General features: G+C 63.3%; 17 protein-coding genes and 1 tRNA gene. 9 read left to right on the forward strand and 9 right to left on the reverse strand.

Annotation, left to right across the window (positions count from 1 at the left end; translation table 11 throughout):
* Positions 1–180: 180 nt before the first annotated feature.
* Together A477_RS0115790 and A477_RS0115795 are read left to right on the forward strand one after the other, a co-directional pair.
* Positions 181–1,104, forward strand: coding sequence for an ABC transporter ATP-binding protein (locus A477_RS0115790; RefSeq protein ID WP_017199914.1), 924 nt, complete (start codon positions 181–183; stop codon positions 1,102–1,104).
* Positions 1,104–2,723, forward strand: coding sequence for an ABC transporter permease (locus tag A477_RS0115795; protein WP_017199915.1), 1,620 nt, complete (start codon positions 1,104–1,106; stop codon positions 2,721–2,723). The genes A477_RS0115790 and A477_RS0115795 overlap by 1 nt, the downstream gene beginning before the upstream one ends.
* A gap of 128 nt (positions 2,724–2,851) precedes the next feature.
* Here the strand turns inward: A477_RS0115795 and A477_RS23750 are convergent, their stop codons facing one another.
* The gene (locus tag A477_RS23750) at positions 2,852–4,123 is read right to left on the reverse strand and encodes an MFS transporter (RefSeq protein ID WP_017199916.1); all 1,272 of its coding nucleotides are present in this window, start codon (positions 4,121–4,123) and stop codon (positions 2,852–2,854) included.
* Positions 4,124–5,011: a dihydrodipicolinate synthase family protein gene (locus A477_RS0115805; RefSeq protein WP_017199917.1), complete on the reverse strand. Its 888-nt coding sequence runs from the start codon at positions 5,009–5,011 to the stop codon at positions 4,124–4,126.
* A 115-nt stretch (positions 5,012–5,126) separates the two neighbouring features.
* Here A477_RS0115805 and pdxR point away from each other — a divergent pair, with 115 nt between their 5' ends.
* Complete coding sequence (pdxR, locus tag A477_RS0115810) at positions 5,127–6,524, forward strand: MocR-like pyridoxine biosynthesis transcription factor PdxR (protein ID WP_017199918.1); 1,398 nt, start codon at positions 5,127–5,129, stop codon at positions 6,522–6,524.
* A gap of 94 nt (positions 6,525–6,618) precedes the next feature.
* Here pdxR and A477_RS0115815 read toward each other — a convergent pair.
* A tRNA-Thr gene (locus A477_RS0115815) sits at positions 6,619–6,695 on the reverse strand.
* 167 nt (positions 6,696–6,862) lie between these two features.
* Positions 6,863–7,741, reverse strand: coding sequence for a DsbA family protein (locus tag A477_RS0115820; protein WP_026005684.1), 879 nt, complete (start codon positions 7,739–7,741; stop codon positions 6,863–6,865).
* A 174-nt stretch (positions 7,742–7,915) separates the two neighbouring features.
* On the opposite strand from A477_RS0115820, the gene A477_RS0115825 reads away from it, so the two are divergent.
* From A477_RS0115825 to A477_RS0115845, 5 genes are all read left to right on the forward strand, one after another.
* Entirely contained in the window at positions 7,916–9,418 is a 1,503-nt protein-coding gene (locus A477_RS0115825; RefSeq protein WP_017199919.1) for an alpha,alpha-trehalose-phosphate synthase (UDP-forming), read from the forward strand.
* Positions 9,408–10,205, forward strand: a complete 798-nt coding sequence (otsB, locus tag A477_RS0115830; protein WP_017199920.1) for a trehalose-phosphatase — start codon at positions 9,408–9,410, stop codon at positions 10,203–10,205. Before A477_RS0115825 ends, otsB begins: the two co-directional genes overlap by 11 nt.
* 206 nt (positions 10,206–10,411) lie before the next feature.
* Positions 10,412–11,494 carry an ABC transporter ATP-binding protein gene (locus tag A477_RS0115835; protein WP_017199921.1) on the forward strand — a complete coding sequence of 361 codons (1,083 nt, stop codon included), beginning with the start codon at positions 10,412–10,414 and terminating at the stop codon, positions 11,492–11,494.
* 111 nt (positions 11,495–11,605) lie between these two features.
* Positions 11,606–13,222, forward strand: a complete 1,617-nt coding sequence (locus A477_RS0115840; protein ID WP_017199922.1) for a beta-N-acetylhexosaminidase — start codon at positions 11,606–11,608, stop codon at positions 13,220–13,222.
* The gene (locus tag A477_RS0115845) at positions 13,219–14,634 is read left to right on the forward strand and encodes a DUF4032 domain-containing protein (RefSeq protein ID WP_017199923.1); all 1,416 of its coding nucleotides are present in this window, start codon (positions 13,219–13,221) and stop codon (positions 14,632–14,634) included. Before A477_RS0115840 ends, A477_RS0115845 begins: the two co-directional genes overlap by 4 nt.
* On the opposite strand, the gene A477_RS0115850 is transcribed toward A477_RS0115845, so the two are convergent.
* Positions 14,635–15,336 (reverse strand): GntR family transcriptional regulator, encoded by a 702-nt coding sequence (locus A477_RS0115850; RefSeq protein WP_237715810.1) that lies wholly within the window; start codon positions 15,334–15,336, stop codon positions 14,635–14,637.
* 199 nt (positions 15,337–15,535) lie between these two features.
* On the opposite strand from A477_RS0115850, the gene A477_RS0115855 reads away from it, so the two are divergent.
* Positions 15,536–16,765 carry an amidohydrolase family protein gene (locus tag A477_RS0115855; RefSeq protein ID WP_017199925.1) on the forward strand — a complete coding sequence of 410 codons (1,230 nt, stop codon included), beginning with the start codon at positions 15,536–15,538 and terminating at the stop codon, positions 16,763–16,765.
* Positions 16,766–16,768: 3 nt separating this feature from the next.
* Here A477_RS0115855 and A477_RS0115860 read toward each other — a convergent pair whose 3' ends face one another.
* The 4 genes from A477_RS0115860 to A477_RS0115875 form a co-directional block, all read right to left on the reverse strand.
* Positions 16,769–17,281 carry a pyridoxamine 5'-phosphate oxidase family protein gene (locus A477_RS0115860; RefSeq protein WP_017199926.1) on the reverse strand — a complete coding sequence of 171 codons (513 nt, stop codon included), beginning with the start codon at positions 17,279–17,281 and terminating at the stop codon, positions 16,769–16,771.
* Positions 17,282–17,316: 35 nt separating this feature from the next.
* Positions 17,317–18,600, reverse strand: coding sequence for an MFS transporter (locus tag A477_RS0115865; protein WP_017199927.1), 1,284 nt, complete (start codon positions 18,598–18,600; stop codon positions 17,317–17,319).
* A 322-nt stretch (positions 18,601–18,922) separates the two neighbouring features.
* Complete coding sequence (locus A477_RS0115870; RefSeq protein WP_017199928.1) at positions 18,923–20,386, reverse strand: FAD-binding oxidoreductase; 1,464 nt, start codon at positions 20,384–20,386, stop codon at positions 18,923–18,925.
* 101 nt (positions 20,387–20,487) lie between these two features.
* Entirely contained in the window at positions 20,488–22,455 is a 1,968-nt protein-coding gene (locus A477_RS0115875) for a glycoside hydrolase family 13 protein (RefSeq protein ID WP_017199929.1), read from the reverse strand.
* Positions 22,456–22,457: the final 2 nt, after the last annotated feature.

Here is a 22,457-nt window from a genome sequence, read left to right on the forward strand (position 1 = left end):
CGGCACGTACCTGCGCCACCTGCGCTGCCGCCGGTAAAGCTCTTCCACAAGTCACGTCGATGCTTGTAGGCTGTTGATCGGAGAGCCGGGAAGCCTGGTCGGCCCGCGTACGAAAGCGCGCGGCACGCCCCAGGCAGCCGCCTTGGGTGTGATTGTTGCGACCAAGGAAACGGGACGGCCATGCAAGCAGAATCATCTCCAGTCATCCACACCACGCAGCTGGTGAAAAACTTCGGGAGAACCGCTGCCCTGACCGGGCTGGACCTTTCGGTAACGCCGGGCGAGGTGCACGGCTTCCTCGGTCCCAACGGCGCGGGAAAGTCCACCACATTACGGATCCTCCTGGGCCTGATCCGCCCCACCTCGGGAACTGCCCGCGTTTTTGGCATCGATCCGTGGGTTGAACCGGTGCGGGCCCACAAGGACGTCGCCTACGTCCCGGGCGACGTGACGTTCTGGCCGAACCTTTCCGGCGGTGAGGTCATAGATCTGCTCTCCGGGCTCCGCGGAGGAGCCGACCAGCGGCTCCGGGCCCAGCTCATTGATGAGTTCGACTTCGACCCCCGCAAAAAAGCCCGGACCTACTCGAAAGGCAACCGGCAAAAAGCTGCCCTGATCGCCGCTTTTTGCCGACCTGCCAGGCTGTACTTGCTCGATGAACCAAGCTCGGGCCTTGACCCGGTGATGGACGCGGTGTTCCGCCAGCACGTGCGCCGGGTCAGCGCCGAGGGGGCCACGGTGCTGCTCTCCAGCCACATCCTGGCCGAGGTGGAACAGCTGTGCGACAAGGTCACCATTATCCGCTCGGGGACTGCTGTGGAATCCGGGACGTTGGCTGAACTGCGGCACCTGACCCGGACGCGCTTCCGGATCACAACCGAGGCGAACCCCGAAGCCCTTGCGGCCTGGCCGGGAATCCACGAGCTGCGCGTCGACGGAAACACCATCGAGTTCGATGCCGACGGCGCTGACCTGGGTTCGGTATTGGATGCCTTGGCATCGGCACATATCTCGGGCATTACCGCGACCCCTCCTTCCCTGGAGGAGTTGTTCATGCGCCACTACAACCAACAGCCTGCCGGACAGAACCACCAGGTGCTGTGATGAACACCGTGGTTCGCCTGACACTGCTCCAAACGCGCCGCGACCGTGCCGAACTCACGGCCTGGATCCTGGGGATTGCCGGGCTTGGATATGCGGCCGCGGCCGCCGTCACCACGCAATTCGGCGGAGCCACGGACCGCGCCGCCCTGATGACAGTGGCAGCGGCCAGCCCGGCTTTCCTCTTCCTCCGGGGTCTACCGGACGGCATCGACATCGGGGCCGTCACCTTCTTCCAAGGCTATTCATTCACTGCCGTGCTGGCAGGACTGATGAGCACGTTCCTCGTGACCCGGCATACCCGCGACGATGAAGACCAAGGCCGCGCCGAACTGGTCGGTTCCACCCCCGTGAACCGGGCCGCACCCCTGCAGGCAACCCTGGCGCTGGGCGCCGGCGCCAACATGGTCCTTGCCGCGGTTGTCGCTGCCGGTTTCATGAGTGCAGGGCTCCCGACCTCCGGGTCAGTGCTGGCCGGAGCGGCGGTGGGGGCCGTGGGCCTGTTCTTCATGTCCGTCGCCGCGCTGATCGCACAGATCATGCCCACGGCCCGGAGCGCGAACGGTGTCGCAGCTGCCGCGGTAGGCGCAGCCTATCTCGCCCGGGGCGTCGGCGATGCCCTCGGCACCGCCGACGCATCACTGCTTCGAGTCATGGCGGCCTGGCCCTCCCTGCTTTCACCCATCGGTTGGGGCCAGCGTGTCCGGCCCTTCACCGAAGCTGACCCTTTGCCCCTGGTGGCTCTGACCGCCGTCGGCGTTGTCCTTGCAGTCTTGGCTGTAGCGCTCCGCAAGGGCAGGGATCTCGGGGACAGTTATGTGGCGGCGAAAGATTCAGGGCCCGCGCAGGCAGGTTCCGGACTGCGGTCCATGCTCGGGCTCTCCTGGCGTCTGCATCGCGGAACCCTTGCCGGGTGGTGCGTCGCCGCAGCAGCGCTCGGAGCGGTCGCCGGAACCCTGGGTCCGCTCGTCAGGGACGCACTGTCAGGCAACCCATCCCTGATGGAACTGATGGCCAGGATCGTGCCCGGAGACGCGGGAATGGTAGATCTGTTCACCACAGCTCTGCTGGGCATCGCCGGGATCCTGGCAGCCGCAGCTGGAATCCAGGCAGCGCTCAAGCTGAGGGCCGAAGAGGTCGAAGGACGTGCCGAACAGCTGCTGGCCGTACCGGCGTCCCGATCCCGCTGGGTCACCGGAAACCTTGTTGTGGCCGCACTTTCAACCACAGCCGTTGCAACTGTGGCCGGCACCGCCGCCGCCGTCGCACTGTCCCTGACCCAGGCCGGCGGAAGCGGCCCGGGAGCGGTCTTTGCCGCCGCACTCGCCCACATCCCGGCGGCAATCGTCTTCCCGGCAATCACCGTGCTCGCGTTCGCCCTGATTCCCCGCTGGAGCAGCTCAATTGGTTGGGGTGCACTGGGCGCTGCACTGGTCCTTGGACAGTTCGGAGAGCTGCTCGGACTCCCTGCTTGGCTACAGGACCTAAGCCCGTTCCGGCATTCCTCTGCCATGCCCGTTGAAGCCTTCAACCCAGGCGGCGCGCTGCTGATGGCCGCCATTGCCATCACCGGATCAGCGGCAGCAGCATACCTGATACGGCAAAGAGACCTCACTGCCTGAACGACGAAACGCATCAGGACTTGCAGGGACCACGTCCCGGCTCCAAGTTGCTTCACTGGATACCCCTCCACGCTGGGTTGGTGAACAAACCATATGGAACCTCTGGCATGGAAACCGACCCTCAACACTCAGCTTCGGGACCGCTCGAGATGGCGGTCAACCAAGGAGACCACCGCAGCCGATACGACGAGCCCTGCTGCCAGGTATAAGGGAAGCTGGGCCGCGGGCGCGATGAGTGCCCCCGCCAGTGCTGTCCCCGCCGAACCGGCAGTAATTTTCAGGGCGCCGATCCAAACGAATACCTGACCTCGCGCAGCGGCTGGCGCGTATTCGCTGCGGGCCGCCAAGGTGGAGGCGAAGAAGTAGGAGTTCAGCACGCCGGCACAAGCAAAGGCCGCAACCGCCGTCGGGAATATCCCCGCTACGGCTGCACCGCCCAAGGCAATCCCTACCGCAGCCGCCAGCCAGGTCATTAATGGGTCTGCGTCTGTTCGCAACGGCCTGATCATGAAGCCCGCTGAGCCCACGAGACCGCCCAGTCCATATGCTGCTGTCAAAATGCCGGCTGCTGCCGGCACTACCCCCAGTTCGTCTGTGGAAGCCACAGCTGTGATCGGTAGTGCGGCCACTGACAGTGCCACAACAACGGTCATGTAGAGGGTTCGCCGCAGCGGGCCGTTGGAGATCATCATCAGAAGCGTCCGGCCAGGCCGGGGAACTTCCGCGGCAACTGAAGCCGGAGGCGTGTAGGGCAATAGCCTGATGACGGCAGCGGCCACGAACGTTGATGCTGCAAGGATCAGTGCTGCAGCGGCAGGATCTGCCCAGGCGGACACCGCCGCAACCAAGGACGGCCCGATCGTCCCGCCGATGCCGTAAGTGGCCACATCCCAGCCCTGAGCGCGCCGTTGGCTGGTTCGCTCAGGGCCGGCGATTGCTGCCAGCCTGCTGCTGATACCGCCCGTGAGGAGAGGGCCGACCAAGCCGGAGGCGATGAGCAGGAGGCCTGGGACGATGGGTGGGGTTACCGGGAAAAGAAGAACCGCTGCCGCGAGGGTTGCCCCATGAATCACACACGCCCACGCAATTGCCGTCCTGCCATCCCGGGCCGTATCCAAGCTGCGCGCTATGAGGGGCCCAAAGAGATGCGGCGCCGTGATGCAAGCACCCAAAATTCCAGCCAACCAGCCGGGTGCTCCGCTCGTGGTTGCGAGCAGAACTATCGCGACAACTGCGCCGCCATCGGCACTCCGTGCCAGCGTGGCAGCCAGGACATAGCGTGCAAGGCCACCGGAAGAGCCCGGCTGGTTCGTCCCACCGTCCTGGTTCTTCCCAGCCAGGCCAACTGCCCCGCTCCGGGCTCTGCCTTCGGTTGTTGGGGAAGATCCATCCTGAGACATCTAAGCTTCCAACCCACAGAGCCGAATGGCCTCTGCCACCCTTTCCCGCCCCTCGGAATCCAAGCCGCGGAGGGGCAGCGGCAAAGCCGAGGACGGCACGACGCCCAGATCCTCAGCCAGCGCCGCAGTGACGCGAAGGCTTCCGTAGGTGCGGAACAGGGACCAGAGGGGCTCCAGATCCGAGGAGGCGGCCAATGCCAGATCGCTTCGGCCCGCGACAGCATGATCAACCAGAGCCCTTGCCTGTTCGGGCAACACGCCGGCAATCACTGAATACCAGACGTTGCAGCCGGCCAGTAGTGCCTCCGCTGCCGCCCAGTCTCCACTGATGCCCAGTGATGTTTCCTCCGGCAAACCGGCCTTGAGCTTGGCAACCCGGGCGGCTACTTGACCGGAGGCGGGCGGCGGAATCTTGAGGGAGGCAATTCCCGGAATCCTGGCAATCCTGGCGTGCAGGTCATCGCTGAAGGTGAAGCCGGTGGTGCTTGGGTTGTCATAGACAACCATTGGAAGATCGGACTCAGCCGCCACGGTATCGAAGAGCCCGAAGACCTCGGCCTCCGATAGCTTCTGGTAGGACACCGGGGCCAGGAGCAGAGCTGAAGCACCGGCGTTTTGGGCATCAGCGGCAGACAGCAGCACGTCCCGGGTGCGAACTGCACCAACGCCAGCGAGGACAGGCACCCCATTGGCAGCTTCTACGGCAGCTTCAAGGACTGCCCTCCGTTCCTCGCGGGAGAGATAGGCGTAGTTTCCGGTCGAGCCGAGAACACCCAGCGAATCTGCTCCGGCCTTCGCAGCACGGTTCACCACCCGGCCAAGTGCTTCCAGGTCGACGCTTTCACCGGCCATGGGGGTGAGGGGGAATGCACTAAGGCCGTTGAACACTGGCTCCTACTTTCGTCTTGCCGCAAAATCGCAGCGCTTCGTGGTGACGTGGTCCATGCTTCCAAAGGCCTTGGTCCTACACTAGGTCCAAGAACGCATAAGCCCGGAGGTCCAAGTGAGCGAAGCGGAAATACCGATTGAACTGGACAGGAACAGCCCAACGTCGCTCGCGGCGCAAGTGGCCGGCAAGCTACGCACCGCAATCCTCAATGGCATTCTCCAGCCAGAGCACACGCTGCCTGCGACCCGAAGACTCGCAACAGAACTGGGCATTTCACGGGGTGTGGTGGTGCGCGCATTCGAACAACTGGCAGGCGAGGGGTTCCTTGAGAGCAACGGCGCGGGCGGGACCAAGGTGGCAGTCCGTCCCGACATGCACTCCCGCACCTTCAACGGGAAACAACCTAATAGGAACCCGCCCGCGGCTGACGTGATAGACCTGACGCCAGGCCGTCCATCCGGATCACCGTTTCAGGACAGGCAATGGCGTAGCGCCTGGAAGTCGGCCATAGCGGAACCGGGGAACATCCAACTCCCACCAGCCCTGGGGACCATGGCACTCCGGGAAGCGGTGGCTGATCACCTTGCCGTATCCCGAGGGCTAGCCGTCGATGCAGAAGACGTCATCATCACCGGTGGCACCAGTGACGCACTGCATCTCGTAGTAGCCATGCTCCGCAAACGCTCGGCACAGCCGCGCATCCTGGTAGAGGATCCCGGCTACCCCACCGCCCGCCGGGTCATGACGGCGGCCGGCGCTCAGCTGGCGACAGCGCCGGTGGATCAAAACGGCCTGAACAGCTCTCAGCTGGCCGTGCTGGAGGAAATACCGGATGCAGTTCTGGTGACCCCGAGCCACCAATACCCCTTGGGCGGCAGGATGGCCGTCCAGGAAAGGCTGGGGCTGCTCAAGTGGGCAGACCAACATGGTGTTCTGGTGCTGGAGGATGACTATGACAGCGAATTCCGGCACAGCAGAATGCCTCTTCCGGCCATGGCATCCCTCCCAAGCGCGGCCGACGTCGTCCTGCTGGGAACGTTCTCCAAGAACCTCAGCCCGTGGCTGCGATGCGGGTACTTGGTGGTTCGGGGCGACGCCGGCGAAATACTAAAGGCCACGAGGGAGGCCTTGGACACGCCCGTGGCCGGGGTGCTGCAGTCAGCTATCGCCCACTACATAAAAGGCGGCGGGCTTTCCCGGCATATCACTCGTGCCAGGCGCGAATATGCTCACCGCCGATCCCTCCTCATCGACCGCCTGGGCCCCCGGGATGACTTGGAACTCACCGCACTCGACGGCGGGCTGCATGCCGTCATTCGCTTCAAAAGCCCCAACGCTACAAGCGTGGCCACAAAGGCCTTGGAGTTAGGAGTTCGGGTGGTTCCCTTGGCCGGATACTACGCCGATCGCCCCGCCGAAAACGGTTTGGTCGTTGGCTATGGGGCCGTCTCCGACCTGCAACTTACCAAGGCCCTGGCTGTTCTCTCGGGCCTGATAGGAGGCGGCGCTTAGGGGGTTATGAGTGGGCATCGGCGCCGTACTCACTCCCGCGCTTGCCGCCAGAAAAACCCCTCCACCCCGGAAAAATCCGGAATGGAGGGGTTCGTGGAGCCCCCTGTCGGATTCGAACCGACGACCCCCGCTTTACAAGAGCGGTGCTCTGGCCAACTGAGCTAAGGAGGCACGCTCCGGTTACCCGAAGCAACGCGCGAAAGAGCGCTAGATAAGGTTAGCCCAGACCATCCCCGTCAACGAAATTCGCTACCAACAGCGCACAAGCAATGGCCCCCACGCAACAGCGGCCGGCCTCCCGCAAAGGGTGACCGGCCGCCGTCGTGATTTCCCAGGGGTTAGCCCTTGGCGGTAATTGCCGTCTGGATCTCGGCGTTGAGGTCGGACCTGCCGTCCCACTGCTTGCCATCGATGAACACGGTGGGCGTACCGGTGACGCCGATCGCTGCAGCTTCCTGCGTGGCAACCTTCACCCACGGACGGAACTGCTTGCTGTCGATGCAGGAGTCGATGTTGGCCGCACCGATTTCGGTAGCCATTTTCTTGAGGTCGTTGTCGGAGATGCCTGCTCCGCCTTCAGCCGGCTGGCGTTCGAAGAGCAGGTTGAAGAATTCCGCGTACTTCTCCGGGGAAGAGTTGACTACGCAGGCAGCAGCGTTGGCCGCGCGGGATGAGTAGTTGGTGGTGGACTGGCGGTCCAGGAAGCCGAGGGCGCGGTACTCGACGGAAATCTTGCCTTCGTTGCGGAGGTTGGTGAGTGACTCGCCGTAAGCGGTCTCGAACTGCTTGCAGACAGGGCAGATGAAGTCAATGTAGGCAATAACCTTGACGGGCTTGCCGGCCTCGGCTTCGCCACCGGGCACGGCCACCGTAGCCGGCTTGGTGGCAAGAGGAGCCGGCACATCTGCCACATTGACGGTGGCAGGTTCGGACTTCACAACTTCAGTGTTGGCAAGCAGCGTGATGCCGCCATGAACGTTGCCGTTGGCCGGTGTCGGTCCCTGGTCGGCCACGGGCGCGTTGTTCTGAGCGTTACCGATAACCACAAACGCAACCAAAGCGATGATGACCACCACGGCCACAACGATGCCCCAGCCAACAAGAAGCTTGTTGCGCTTCTCCTTCTTCAGCTGTTCTTCGCGGATTGCACGCGCTTTCTCCCGCGCCTGGGCGGTCTTTTCGGCCTTGGACAGGCGTGGTTCGTTTGCGGGGCTCATCAGTTCCTCGGGTATTCGACGTCAATGTGCATAGCTAGGGCAACGGGGTCAGTTTACGGGAGCAAACTTGAGCTTTGCCCCACACCTCGTGGCCCGGTTGTTGAACGATCAACTGCCGGGGAAGATTCCGCTAGTAGGCTGGGAGTTGAGTCACAGCAACCCCAGGGAGCGTTAATGCAGGATTTGGCAAGCGAAAAGCTCACCACCGAACCAAGCGCCAAGGCCTCTCCTACAAAGAAGCCTACGGCGAGCACGTTCGATTTCATGGTGGTTTCCAACCGGCTGCCCGTGGACCGGTGCAGCAGCGACGGAAACGACGACGGCGGAGATGGCTGGCGTCGTTCGCCCGGCGGCCTGGTCACTGCTCTCGCCCCGATGATGACGAAGTCCGACGGCGCGTGGGTGGGTTGGCATGGCGCCCCGGACGAGACTGTGCGCCCGTTCAGCCATGAAGGCATGGACCTGGTGCCGGTTCAGCTCAGCAGCCACGAAGTGGAGCTGTACTACGAAGGTTTCTCGAATGCGACCATCTGGCCGCTCTACCACGATGTCATTGCACCGCCCGAGTTCCACCGCACGTGGTGGGATTCGTACCGCCAGGTCAATAAGAAATTCGCCGACGCCGTCATTCGCCACGCAGCCGACCGCGCCACAGTGTGGGTCCAGGACTATCAGCTCCAGCTGGTTCCCCGAATGCTCCGCGAGGCCCGACCGGACCTGAAGATTGGCTTCTTCAACCACATCCCCTTCCCTCCCCCGGAGATCTTCGCTCAGCTCCCGTGGCGCCGGGAGATCATTGACGGCTTGCTGGGTGCGGATCTTCTGGGGTTCCAGCGCCCCAGTGACGCAGGCAATTTCATGCGTTCTGCACGCCGATTCCTGGGTGCCAGCGTCAAGCAGCAGCAGGTTCACGTGAAGGGTCCGGACGGCGAAGTCACGCACATCGCCAGGGCGCAGGCCTTCCCCATCTCCATCGACGTTGACCAGATCCGCGAGCTCGCCGCCAGGCCTGACATCATCGAGCGGGCCAAGCAGATCCGCAAGGACCTGGGCGATCCCAAGACCATTTTGTTGGGTGTTGACCGACTGGATTACACCAAGGGAATCGGTCATCGCCTGAAGGCCTTCGAGGAACTCCTCCGCGAAGGCAGCATCAAGGTGGAGGATGCCACCCTTATCCAGGTGGCGAGCCCCAGCCGTGAACGCGTGGAACAGTACAGGCTGCTGCGCGAGGAGATCGAAGGCACGGTTGGCCACATCAACGGCACCTACGACACCATCCAGAACACTGCCGTGCGCTACCTGCACCACAGCTATCCGGTGGAGGAAATGGTGGCGCTGTACCTCGCCGCGGATGTCATGCTCGTCACCGCACTGCGCGATGGCATGAACCTGGTGGCAAAGGAATACGTCACGGCCCGCTCCGAAGACGACGGCGCCTTGGTACTCAGCGAGTTCGCCGGTGCCGCAGACCAACTCAAGCAAGCGCTCCTGATCAACCCGCACGATATCGACGGCCTCAAGTCGGCCATCCTGCGTGCGGTGAACCTCCCGCCCAAGGAAGCCCGCCGCCGCATGAAGCTGATGCGCAAGCAGATCCTGGATCACGATGTGGATCATTGGTCAGCAGAGTTCCTGGCTGCGCTGGAAGAAAAGGTGGTGCGTGATGACAGCTGAGAACCTTTCCCTGTCACCGGAACTCCTGGACGCCATCCGGCGCATTTCCGGCACGGAGCACCTCCTGGTTGCCCTCGACTTCGACGGCACGCTGTCCCCTCTGGTCGACCACGCGGAGGACGCGCGTCCCTTGCCCCGTTCCGCTTCTGCACTGGAGGCCCTCGCCCAACTTCCACGCACGACGACGGCACTCATCTCGGGCCGCGCACTGGACAGTTTGCGGCTGGTTGCCTCACCTCCGGCGGACACGCTGCTGATCGGCAGCCACGGCGCCGAGGTCTGGCTGGGCGAAGGATCCCTGGGCCTGGAACTGGACGAAGACCAGCGGCTCAAGCTGGCCGCGGTCCGTGAGGTCCTTGCGGAAATCGTGAACATCGCTCCGGGAACCTTGCTGGAGGACAAACCTGCCGGCGTCGTCCTCCACACGAGGATGGCCGACGACGACGTTGCGGAAGACGCCGTCGAGGCCGCGATGAGGGTGCTCCGCGAGCACCCAGGCGTCTACCTGAAGACGGGCAAGCGCGTGCTGGAGACGTCCGTCGTCCATGCATCCAAAGGTGAGGCCGTGGAGTTCCTCCGTCACGCAACCGGAGCTACGGCCATCCTGTTCGCAGGCGACGACGTGACCGATGAGGATGCCTTGGGACGATTGATGGGCGACGACGTTGGCATCAAGGTGGGCTTGGACTTCACTCAAGCGCAGTACCGGGTGGAAGCGCCGGTGCACGTGGCGGAGCTGTTGGAGGCTTTGCTGCGGGAGCGTCGGCGGGTCACCGCTGAGGCCTGAAGCGTGATGGACTCAACATGTGACGTTCGTAACATTTAGGTAGTTAGTCAAAAAGTCTGACATACTCTTGGTTGTGATGTGACGCACAGTACCGTGCGGCGTCACACGATCCTCCCCGGCCATTGGCCGGGGAGTTCAACTGAAGAAAATGAACCATTCACAACGGATCGTCCGGCACGTACCTGCCGGTGAAGGGATTGATAACTGTGGCTACAGTTACTTTTGATAACGCTACGCGTCTGTACCCGGGCACAGATAAGCCCGCCGTCGATAAGCTCAACATCGACATCGCCGATGGCGAATTCCTGGTCCTCGTTGGGCCCTCCGGTTGCGGTAAGTCCACCTCGCTGCGCATGCTCGCAGGCCTTGAGGACGTCAACGCAGGCCGCATCCTGATTGGCGACCGCGACGTCACGGACGTCCCGCCGAAGGACCGCGACATCGCGATGGTCTTCCAGAACTACGCCCTGTACCCGCACATGACCGTTGCGGACAACATGGGCTTCGCACTCAAGATCGCCGGCGTCTCCAAGGAAGAGCGTGCCGAGCGTGTCCGCGAAGCCGCCAAGCTTCTTGACCTTGAGCAGTACCTGGACCGTAAGCCGAAGGCACTCTCCGGTGGTCAGCGCCAGCGTGTTGCCATGGGCCGCGCAATCGTCCGTAACCCGCAGGTCTTCCTCATGGATGAGCCGCTTTCCAACCTTGACGCCAAGCTTCGCGTCCAGACCCGTACGCAGATCGCATCCCTGACCCGTCGCCTCGGCGTCACCACGGTTTACGTGACGCACGACCAGGTCGAAGCAATGACCATGGGTGACCGTGTTGCAGTCCTTAAGGACGGCCTGCTGCAGCAGGTCGACACCCCGCGCAACCTCTACGACCGCCCGCAGAACGTCTTCGTTGCAGGCTTCATCGGCTCCCCGGCCATGAACCTGCTCGAACTTCCTGTGGTGGACGGCGGCGTCCAGTTCGGCGGAACGGTTTACCCCGTGCCGCGCGACGTCCTCGAAGAAGCCCACGGCCAGACCGTCACCGTCGGTTCCCGCCCGGAAGACCTCGAGACTGTCGGCAACGGCGAAGGCCTCCAGGTTGAAGTTGACGTCGTCGAAGAACTCGGCGCCGATGCCTACGTCTACGGCCACACCATCCTGGATGGCAAGAGCCACGACATCGTTGCCCGCGTCGACGGTCGTCGCCCCCCGATGAAGGGCGAGTCCATCTTCGTTCGTCCGCAGTCCGGCCACGTGCACCTGTTCGACACGAAGACGGGCCTCCGCCTGGGTGACTAGTTCCTACCGGTACCCCGGCGCTAACGCGTCTGTACGTTCCGCAGTGTGATAGCGGCCCGACCCCTCCCGGTCGGGCCGCTCTCGCTTTAACTTTCTCCCGGAAAGAACGGCATGAACACCACAGATAACCTGATCCCACGGCCTTCGCACGTGGCACTCCTGGATGACCAGGCTTTCACGCTCGCATCCACAGCACGGATCGCCACTCCCCACCAAGCACTGCCGGTGGCTGAGCAGCTCGCCTCGGTGCTGCGCCGCGGCACCGGTTTTGATTTGCCCATAGCTGAGGAAACCCGCCCGGGTGACATCACACTGGAGTTGGTGGAAGCGTTCGACGGCGGCGCGGAAGCTTACGCGATCAGCGTCACCGAGGGCGGGGTCAGGCTTATGGCCTCCACTGCCGCGGGACTTTTCAACGGAATCCAGACGCTTCGCCAGCTCTTTCCGGCGGCCATTGATGGCGCAAGGAACGAGCGGGCCGTTGACGGCGCCGACTCAGGCGAACACACCTGGGTGATTCCCGCCGTCGAGATTGCGGACGCCCCGCGATTCGCGTACCGCGGGCTAATGCTGGACGTTGCCCGCAGCTTCTTCACCGTGGAGGAGGTGAAGGAGCAGATCGACGTTATGACGCAGTTCAAGCTGAACGCCCTGCACTTGCACCTTACTGACGATCAAGCGTGGCGGATCGAGATCCACGATCCCGGGTCTGCGGCCAACCCCTCCGCAATGCCCTACGCAAATCTCACCGAGGTGGGCGGCAGAGGCGCTGTTGAGGTCCCCACGGCCACGCCTGTGCGGGGCCGCGAGGGGTTTTATACGCAGCAGGACTTCAAAGACATCCAGGCCTATGCCGCTGGCAAGAACGTCCTGGTGGTGCCTGAGATCGACCTCCCGGGACACGTCAATGCTGCCCTCGCCGCCATTCCGCAGCTCAGTCCCGACGGCCAAGCCAAGCCCATGAGCACCACGTCGGACGTGGGCTGGTCAACTCTCACAGCAGACTTGCCAGCGACGTATGAGTTCGTACGCGAGGTCCTCGGCCAGCTCGCTTCCATCACGATCGGCCCATATCTCCACATTGGTGGCGACGAAGCCCTGGTGACCGGTCATGAGAACTACGTGACCATGGTTCAGGAGTTTGCCAACATTGCCGCCCAGACGGGTAAAACAGTAGTGGGCTGGAACGAGTACGCCGCGGGTGAGCTGCCCGAGGGTGCCGTGGTCCAGTACTGGCACGGCGACCTTGCTCCGGTGGTCCATCAGGCAGAGGCCGGTGGTTCACCCGTGATCATGTCGCCGGCCGCCAACACATACCTGGACCAAAAGTACGCTCCGGACTCGCCAATCGGCCTCGAATGGGTGGAAGGCGGACCGTTCACCTGGGCGGAGTACTACAACTGGGATCCTGCCCAAGGCGGGCTAAAAGACCACCACATCCTTGGCGTCGAAGGTCCCCTGTGGACTGAAACAGTCCGTGACAACCTGCAAGCCCAATGGCTCCTTTATCCGAGGGCGGTTTCCCTGGCCGAGGTTGCCTGGTCCAGTCAGGAGGTTCGGAACGCCGGAGACTTCCGACGACGACTCGGCGCCTTGGCAGAGCGACTCACCAGGCAGGGCGTCGTCTTCCAGGAAGCGCCCGACGTCGAGTGGTCAGCAAGGTCCCCATGGACGATCCCCGAAGCGGCGACGTCCTTTCCTCCCAAGTACGGAACAATTGAGGCATGAGCGAGCAAAACGAAGCCCAGTGGCACGACGAACCCACCGACTACGGGCAGATCGGAAAGCTCCCCAGGACTGAAGCGGCAAGTGCGCAGGACACCGCACCACCGGCGAGTGTCATAGGATCCCTGAACATCACCGCAGCCGCTGCGGATCCGGAGCTGCTGGACCTCCCGTGGCACATCGCCTTGGAAGACTGGCCTGCCGAGAACCTCGCCGCCCTCCCGCGCGGCATCTCCCGGCACATCGTCCGCTTCGCGCACTTGGGTGGCTCGGTCATCGCCATCAAGGAAACCTCGGAGCACGTTGCCCGCCACGAATACCACATGCTGCGTAAACTGGCCCGGCTGGACGTCCCCTGTGTTGAGCCGGTAGCTGTCATTACGGGCAGGACCACCGCCGAGGGCAGGCCGCTGAATCCGGTACTGGTTACGCGGCACCTGAAGTTCTCAATGCCGTACCGTGCGCTGTTCTCGCAGATGCTCCGCAAGGACACCCTCACCCGACTCATTGATGCGCAGGCGTTGCTGCTGGTGCGGTTGCACCTCATCGGCTTCTACTGGGGTGACGTTTCGCTCTCCAACACGTTGTTCCGCCGTGATGCCGGCGCCTTTGCGGCTTACCTGGTGGACGCCGAAACGGGCGAGCTCTACCCGGACCTGTCCATGGGCCAGCGGGAATACGACCTCGAAATCGCCCGCGTCAACATCGCCGGTGAACTGATGGACCTGCTGGATGGCGGGCTCATCGAGGAAAAGGTGGACCCGGTGGCCACCAGTGAGCTGATCATGGACAGCTATCGTCGACTCTGGACCGAGCTGACGGAGAAGGAGTCCTTCGAGCTCGGCGAACGGTGGCGGGTGGGTGCCCGCATCCGGCGACTCAACGAGCTCGGCTTCGACGTGGAGGAATATGCCATCAAGACCACGGCGGACGGCTCCACCATCCAACTTCAGCCCAAAGTCGTCGACGCCGGTCACCACCAGCGCCGCTTGCTACGCCTTACCGGACTGGACGCCCAGGAGAACCAAGCACGCAGGCTCCTCAATGACATGGACCAGTTCCGTGCGGACAACAACCCGGACCTGGACGAGGAAATCAGCGCCCACATCTGGGTCAGCCAGATCTTCGAGCCCATTGTGCGTTCCATTCCCCGGCACTTGGCCGGGAAGCTGGAGCCCGCGGAAGTAGTGCACGAAGTTCTGGAGCACCGCTGGTACATGAGCCAGAAGCAGGACAGGTATGTCCCCTTGGCCGAGACCGTTCAGTCCTACCTGGACACGGTGCTGCAGCACCGCCGTGATGAGGCTGCCATCATGCTGAACCCGGACACGGAGCTGCTCAAGATCCTTGAGGTAGAGGTGGAGGAATCGGGTCGGTACGACGAAGTGGATGAGTACCCGGACGCCGACGACTAGCTACGGCTCCAGGGTCTCGGCGAGGCCGGCCAGGACTGGTTCGCGGCCCAGTTCGATGTGCGAGTACGCCAGCGAATAGGCCAGGTCCGGCTTGCCCTTCAGGATCGCGTTGCAAAGTTCCGTGTGTTCATCGCGCTGGAGCTCGTTGCTGCGATTGTGCGCCAGCCCGAAGATCCAACGCATCCGTCCGAACAGCGGTTTCACGGATTCAATCAGCAGCCTGTTCCCCGAGAGGCGCACGATCTCGGCGTGGAGCTCGGCGCTGATCACGGCGACGTCGTCGGTGCGTTCGTCGTCGATGGCTGCATTGGAGGCCTCCATAAGTTCTTCCAGCCGGCCGCCGTCGCTGCCCTCGGCGACACGTGCGGCAGCCATCCGCGCGGCGAACGTCTCCAGGCAGAGGCGAACGTCGAAGAGTTCGTTGACGTCGGTCAAGGTCAGTTGGCGCACCACGGCACCGCGGCGCGGGAAGGTCGCGACGAATCCGTCCTGCTCCAGCCGCTGGATGGCTTCGCGCACGGGAATGCGGGAGACGTTGTAGAGCTCGGAGAGTTCGCGTTCCCGCAAACGCATACCTTGCGCGTATGTGCCCGTGACGATGCCCTCCAACACCAGCTGGTAGACGTTTTCCGCCCGGGCCTCTTCATCGCGGCCATTTCCGGTTTCCGGCATCGCCTCAGCCACTGTCAAACTTCCCTTCATGCCAGCGTCCGCTCCCTGTGCCGGACGGCGCCGGTCAGCGTTCCAACCGAGCATACACGGGAGGAAACAGCTCATCCGCCCCACGGTTCCGGGCGTCCCGGACGGTGTAGGCGTTGCGCATCTTATCGAAGAGCCGCGACGGTGCTGGCGGGCGTGCAATAGAAGCAGGCTATAGATTCACTATCGAAGGAGTAACCCATTGAATACCCTGATCCGCGCCGTCCGCCCCTGGGGGCAAGCGCTCAGCGACGTCACCCTGGTGGCGGGCGAAGCAGGCGGCAAGATCGTCGCCGTCGAACCGCATGATCCGGCCCGTGTGCTTCCAGATGGCGTTACGGTGGTGGATGGCCGCGGACGTTTGCTGCTCCCGTCCTTCTCGGACGTCCACGTTCACCTTGATTCCACCCGCATCGGCCTTCCGTTCCGGGAGCACACCGGAGGTCCGGGCGTGTGGACCATGATGATGAACGATCGTCAAAACTGGCGCAACGCGGAAGTCCCCCTGCAGAATCGCGTGAACGACACCCTGGGCCGGATGATCGCCCGGGGTACCACCCGGGTCCGCTCCTACGCGCAGGTTGACGTGGACTGCAGGCTTGAGCGTTTCGACGCCGTTGCTGCCGCCAAGGAGAAATTCGCGGGCCAGGCTTCCGTGGACATCATCGCTTTCCCCCAGGCTGGATTGTTGCTGGAGGAGGGGACGGTGGAGCTCATGGAGGAGGCGCTGAGAGCCGGTGCCAACGTCATGGGTGGCATCGATCCCTGCACTCTTGACCGCGATCCGGCCAAGCACCTGGACATCGTGTTTGGCCTGGCAGAGAAGTACCAGGTTCCCATCGACATCCACCTCCACGAGCCCGGCGAATTGGGCGTTTTCAGCACCGACTTGGTGCTCGAGCGCACCCGGGCGCTGGGGATGCAGGGAAAGGTAACCATGTCCCACGCCTACCAATTGGGCAGCGTTAATGAGGCCACAACGCGCAGGCTCATTAATGCCTTCGCGGAACTGGACGTGTCCTTGGCCTCGGTTGCTCCGTCTGCTGCAGGCCAACTTCCCATCCCCCTGCTCGCCGAAGCCGGCGTTCGTTTGGGCTTGGGCGAGGACGGCCAACGTGACTACTGGTCCCCATACGGCAACACGGACATGCTGGACCGCACCTGGCAGCTTGCCTTCACCCACGGTTTCCGCAAGGACGAGCTGATCGAGCACTGCTTGGCCATCGCCACGATCGGTGGTGCGAGCATCCTTGACCCCAGCGCTACCAGGCTGAGGGACACGGCCCATCGTCCCGGCGTCGAGGTTGGCGATCCTGCGGAACTGTTGCTGGTGGATGGCGAAACTGTGGCTTCCACAGTGATGGACCGTGGTAAAGACCGGACCGTCATCCACGCCGGCAAGGTGGTGGCTGACCAGTTGGAGCTGGTCTGAGGGCTACTCGCCTCGCGCCGTGGGCGCGTCATCCAGAGGCGACCACCACGTCACAGGAGGCGTTACCTTGAAGCGACGGCCCGTCACCTCGCTGGGCGTGATACGGATGAACTGGTCCTTCTGGCCGGCTTCCCACGGGAACAGCAGGAGTCCGATGGTATCCAGCACGTCCTGCGTCAGGTTCACGGCCGACGCTTGGCCCTTGACCACCACGCTCCAAGCCACCCCTGTTTCGGCGTTGACGCCGTCGGCTTCGATGGCCACGGGCGCGTCGCCCAGGGCTGCGTGAAGTTTGGTGCCTTCGCCCGTCCGGAACACCATGGTCCCGTGATCCACTTTGTAATTCACCGGAAAGATGTCCGGGTGATTGTCCACCCACACGGCAAGCCGGCCCACCGAGACGCCACGGAGGAGCTCCCAGCATTCGTTGGTTTCCAGGATTTCCGTGGCGGGTGTTTCCGGCTGTTGAGTCCCTGATGGTGAGTTCGTCATATCGCCGAGGATACGCCGGAGCATAGCTCGCCGACAGTGGCCGAACACCGTCTAACGGACTATTCACCCCCGCGTGCGAGAGTGAATAGTCCGTTGGGGGATGAATTTCGGCTCACGGGCTCAACGTTGACTACGGGGCCACGGATCGCCAGGAAGCCTGCAGCAGCCAGAATCACCGCTTCGGCCGCGAGCGCCCAGAACGTAACTTCCCAACCTCCTGTCCAGGTATGGAGGAGTCCGGCCACGAGTGGGCCGAGCGAGGCAAGGGCGAACCCCAGCCCTTGGCTCATGGCCGAGAGCTTTCCCGCTGTCTGCGGACCGAACGAACGGATCACCACCAACGCCATGGCAAGGCCAAAGCCTGCACTCTGGACGACTCCCAGGATCCCCACCATGACGAACTGCAGACCCGCTGGCGCCGTGAGGACTCCCAAAAGCGCGAGGGCCACGGCCAGTCCGAGGCCGGGTGCCATGATCCGCAGAATGGCAGGACGACCGGCCAGCACAGGAGCCAGCAGGCTTGCGGGGAGCCCGGCAAGGCTGAACCAGGCCAGCAACGCAGCAGCGTCGGCCGATGACAGCCCTTTGGAGACGAGGTAAACAGCCAGCCATGACGTGATCGCAAAGTAGAGCATGGCCTGCAATCCAAAGAACGCCGTCACAGCCCAGGCTGTGCGCTGCTTGCGCAGCGGCGTGACTTCCGCCGGGTTGACGGGCGCCGGTAAGACAGAGGACGACGGCGGGTCCTGCGTCAGCGGCGAAACCGCCGCGGCCCCGGCTTCACGCGCTGAACTCTCTGCCGCCGTCGACCGTCCTCCGGAACGGTGGATCAGGAAGGCTCCCAACAGCGCTGGGACAGCCCACACAGCCAGTGCCGATGGCAGGTTGCCGCCGAAGGCGTGCTCCAGTGGTTGGACCAGTCCCGCCCCAAGTGCCGCTCCGAGCCCGAATCCCATGGTGCACAGTCCTGTCCACCAGCCGGTGCCGCGGTTTGCTTTGACGATCTGGGGCACCAGGACACTCGCGCTCATGATCGCCATGCCGGCCAGGAATGTGCCCGGCAGCAGGAGTGCCGGCACGGTCGCCCGAACCACCAGCGCCGCAGCGAGAACCAGCAAGGCAAGAGCCACAGCCCGCCCGGTGCCGAATCGCCTAGCCAGCCAAGGCCCGATGGGGCCGGAAATACCAAACGCCAGCACGGGCAAAGTCCCCAACAACGGCAGCAGCGTGGGGTCCAGGTTGAAAACTATCGGGATCTGGTTCATGACCCCGGCGACGGTCGTAATGGCCGGTCGAAGGTTAACTGACACCACAACAAGTGCGAGCAGCACCAGGCCAGTCATCAACCTAGGGTTTAATCCCGCCCCAGCCACCCGCTTCACACGCACGTCATTCCCCTCATAGCCACTTTGGTATACCAAGTAAGACTAAGAGCTGATACGTGGAAAGTAAATCCTACAAATTCTGCCAACTAAGATGACGTAAAGCGCATACCTCATCATTTTTGGAATACCAAGGAGCGCCAAGGGTGAACCGCAAGGGCTGACGGAGGTGATAGAGCGTCACGCTCAAACACGCGGGAGGTGATAGAGCGTCACAGGTCGCCCACCTATGGCGAGCGCGCAGGGCGTTGCGGCCCTGCGCGCCGGCTCAAAGGCAAAGACCCTAGATAGCCTTCCCTGGGTTCAGAATCCCCTGCGGGTCGAACAGTTCTTTGATCCGCCGTTGCAGCTCCCGCACGGGCTCGGGCTGCTCCAGGCCGAGCCATCGCAGCTTGTATTGGCCAACACCGTGCTCACCGGTGATGGTGCCGCCCATGTCGAGTCCCACGCGGATTGATTCGTCCAAGGCCGCATTCAACCTCTTCAAAGCCTCCGCGTCTGTGGCCGGGTCCACCCTGTCCATCCAGAAGGTGGGGTGCAGGTTGCCGTCGCCGGCGTGGGCCACTACTTTAAGGCGGACCTGGAACCGGGCTGCCATTGCTTCGAGTTCGGCGACGAAATCTACTAGTCGCGAACGCGGGACGGCGATGTCTTCTCCAACCCTGAATTCGTCGTCCACTTCGACACCGCGGCTGTTGCGTCGCATTTCCACCAACATTTCGGCTTCGGCGCTGACTTCCGTGGTCACTATGGCGCCGCCGTCAGCAAGGACCTGCCGGACGACGTCGGCCTCCGCTGCGGCACCAAAGCCGTCGGTCTGGATCAGAAGCAAGGATTTGCCGCGTTTTTGGAGGTCGCCGCCGTGGAGTTCGTCAAGCTGCACCAAGGTGCCGTTGTCCAGGAGCTCCATGATGGCGGGCTGTACCCTGGCCCTGCCCACGGCGAGGACTCCGGCGGCGGCGCTTCGGAAGTCCTGGTAGAAGGCCGCGATGGTGTGCACCTCGCGAGGCAGGTACTTCAAGCGGACGGTCACGCCCACCACGATTCCCAGCGTCCCTTCAGACCCAACGAGCAGCGCGGTGAGGTCATAGCCTGCCACGCCTTTGAAAGTCTGATGGCCGGTGTGCATCAGTGAGCCGTCGGCCATGACAACGTCCAAGGCCAGCACGGAATCGCGTGTTACGCCGTATTTGGCGCAGCGCAGTCCTCCGGCGTTGGTGGCCACGTTGCCCCCGATGGTGGACATCTTGTAACTCGCCGGGTCGGGCGCGTACATCAGACCGTGATTGGCCGCGGCAGCGTTCAGTTCCGCGTTGATGACGCCGGGTTCGACGACGGCGGTCTCGTCGTCGGGGTTGAGGTCCAGGATGCGGTTCATCCGTTCCAGGCTCAGGATGATGCAGCCTTGTGTGGCGTGTGCCCCTCCGGAGACGCCGGTTCCGGCTCCCCGGGGAACGATCGGCACTTGATGGGCGGCGCAGCGGCGAACAATGTGTTGTACGTCTTCCACTGACTCAGCCCACACCACAGCGCGGGGCAGGTGCCTTTCCAGCAGTGGTCCTTGGTCCACCGAGTACGCGGTAAGGGTTTCTTCATCGTCCGCCACTTGCCCGGCCCCAAGTCCAGCTGCAAGCTCCTCCACGAAAGTCCCCGGGATGGCACGTGGTTGGGTTGCTTCCCCCCGGCCCACCGTACGTTCCTTGATGCTTTCCCCTGATGTTCCGGCGATGGCTGTTTCGTCCGACAAGGCTTTCCCTCCACATGAGCACCGCGGACACGCCAAACCGGCAGTCTTCGCAGTCTTTTCCTTGCCAGTCTAGCCAGCACCGGCATGGCATCGGGCGCCCTCTAGTGCAGGGGCAGCGAGGTTCCGGAGATCACCCAGATTCCTGCAGAAATACCTTCCGAGCATAGACGAACACTTTCGACGCCGGATGGACCGGCAGTTGCCGTTGCCACCGTTCCGGAGTGGTGCAGTGGCGGCAAGAGCAAGGCCTCAAGCTGCGCGTCGCTGAGAACCGAATCGTCGAGGACCACATCGGCAGCGTCCCTTGAGACGAAGACCAGCACTGACGACTCCATGGTTTCCCGGACAAAGATCATGGCGTCGCCTTGTGCGTGCAGCCATCGCACGCCGCCCTCAGTCAGCGCGGGCAGTTCCCTGCGGAGCCGCGCAAGGCTTGCGTAGACGGATCGCAGGTCCTTGACCACGCGATGCTTGACCACAGAAGCCGGCTTACCTTCCAATCCCCCCTCAGCCCACGGCATGGGAGTCCTGGAGTCCTCGCCGTTGAAACCTTCGAATCCAAACTCATCGCCGGCAAACATCACCGGAAGTCCCGGCAAGCAGAACGTGAGCACCGCACCCGCTTCCGGACCGCCGTCGACCATTACGGTTGCCGCACGCGCTGTGTCGTGCGTATTGAGGGCATTCATGTTGTTTTGTCGCACACCCCAGCTAAATCCCGCTGCGAGGTCCTGATGCGTCGCGAGGAAATCTTCGGCGGAGATCCTGTTGGGCCCGGACTGGGGCGAGCCGAAGAAGTTGACGTTGGGCGCGTCTTTCGCGAGCCAGGACCACAAGGGGCGGGTGAGGTTGGAGCATGTCATGGCGCCCTGCCAGTGTTCGCCGGTGACATCGGGGGCTGCGTCGGAAGTGGACTCCGCCAGGAGGGCGGCGTCCGGGTTGATCTCACGGACCCGGTGGGCGATGAGCCGGGCTACTTCATGGTTGAGATCCACGGATCCAAGGCGTCCGGTCATGTTGCCGACGTCGATCCTCCATCCATCCAGGTTGAACGGCGGCTTCAGCCAGCGGGCCACCACTGAATCCTCGTCGGCCACGAAGCGCCGGCGGAGGGCGTCCGAGGACCAGTTCAACTTGGGCAGGGACGGGACACCCCACCATGATTCGTAGCTGGAATGGTCGGCACTGAAATAGTAATAGCCGGCCTCCTCCGAACCGGGATCCGCGAGCGCTTTGACGAACCACTCGTGCGCGGCGCCGGTGTGGTTCGCCGTGAGGTCCCCCATCACTTTGATCCCGCGCGCGTGCGCGGCTTCAACCAAGTCCACCAAAGCCTGGTCCCCGCCCAGGAGCGGGTCCACGGAATCGAACGTTGATGCGTCGTAGCGGTGGTTCGATCGCGCCGGGAAGAACGGTGTCAGATAGAGGAGGTCCACGCCCAGTTCCTGCAGGTGGTCCAACTTGCCTGTGATTCCCGGCAAGTCTCCGCCATAGAACTGCGTGGAGGCCAACTCACCCGTCCCCGCTACCGGGGTGTCCCAGGAACACTCAATGGCCCAATCAGGTGTGGGATGGTTGCCGGCCTGGACCGAACGCGCGAACCTGTCCGGGAATACCTGGTACATGGTGCCCTTGTGCAGCCATTCCGGAGCCGGGGCAAACGCCGTCAGCCTGAAGTCCGCGGCATCGGACACGTCCCGTCGGAACAGTCCCTGGGCGTTGAGGTTCCAGTAGCTCCGTCCGATGGTGCTGCCCATCGCTGCGCTGGCGGCAGCACCGACGTCGTGCGTTTGAGTGACTTCCAGCAGGAAGCGGTACTTAGCCACCGGATTCGCCACGAGCATCGCCCCTTCCCACCAATCCCAGCCATCCGCGGAGCGTAGCCGGATGGCTGCGTCGTAGCGGGGCTCACCGTCCTGGACCGAACGGACCCAAACTTTCGACGCCGGACCCCAGCCCTGCGGTACGCGGACCCGGAGGCGTACGGTATCGCCCAGGGACACTGACCCGGATTCGGTGTTGGATACGAAGAGACTCGAGCCGTCGTGGTGCGGAAGGGCGATTGGCATGG

Source organism: Arthrobacter sp. M2012083 (assembly GCF_000281065.1).
Lineage (GTDB): Bacteria > Actinomycetota > Actinomycetes > Actinomycetales > Micrococcaceae > Arthrobacter.

What these genes read in the sequence shown, in the direction of transcription:
- A477_RS0115845 (WP_017199923.1), top strand. Translation starts at nt 13,219, where the DNA reads ATGAGCGAGCAAAACGAAGCCCAGTGGCACGACGAACCCACCGACTAC.
- A477_RS0115825 (WP_017199919.1), top strand. Translation starts at nt 7,916, where the DNA reads ATGCAGGATTTGGCAAGCGAAAAGCTCACCACCGAACCAAGCGCCAAG.
- A477_RS0115875 (WP_017199929.1), bottom strand. Translation starts at nt 22,455, where the DNA reads ATGCCAATCGCCCTTCCGCACCACGACGGCTCGAGTCTCTTCGTATCC.
- otsB (WP_017199920.1), top strand. Translation starts at nt 9,408, where the DNA reads ATGACAGCTGAGAACCTTTCCCTGTCACCGGAACTCCTGGACGCCATC.
- A477_RS0115820 (WP_026005684.1), bottom strand. Translation starts at nt 7,741, where the DNA reads ATGAGCCCCGCAAACGAACCACGCCTGTCCAAGGCCGAAAAGACCGCC.
- A477_RS23750 (WP_017199916.1), bottom strand. Translation starts at nt 4,123, where the DNA reads ATGTCTCAGGATGGATCTTCCCCAACAACCGAAGGCAGAGCCCGGAGC.
- A477_RS0115850 (WP_237715810.1), bottom strand. Translation starts at nt 15,336, where the DNA reads ATGAAGGGAAGTTTGACAGTGGCTGAGGCGATGCCGGAAACCGGAAAT.
- A477_RS0115860 (WP_017199926.1), bottom strand. Translation starts at nt 17,281, where the DNA reads ATGCTCCGGCGTATCCTCGGCGATATGACGAACTCACCATCAGGGACT.
- A477_RS0115865 (WP_017199927.1), bottom strand. Translation starts at nt 18,600, where the DNA reads ATGACTGGCCTGGTGCTGCTCGCACTTGTTGTGGTGTCAGTTAACCTT.
- A477_RS0115840 (WP_017199922.1), top strand. Translation starts at nt 11,606, where the DNA reads ATGAACACCACAGATAACCTGATCCCACGGCCTTCGCACGTGGCACTC.
- A477_RS0115795 (WP_017199915.1), top strand. Translation starts at nt 1,104, where the DNA reads ATGAACACCGTGGTTCGCCTGACACTGCTCCAAACGCGCCGCGACCGT.
- A477_RS0115790 (WP_017199914.1), top strand. Translation starts at nt 181, where the DNA reads ATGCAAGCAGAATCATCTCCAGTCATCCACACCACGCAGCTGGTGAAA.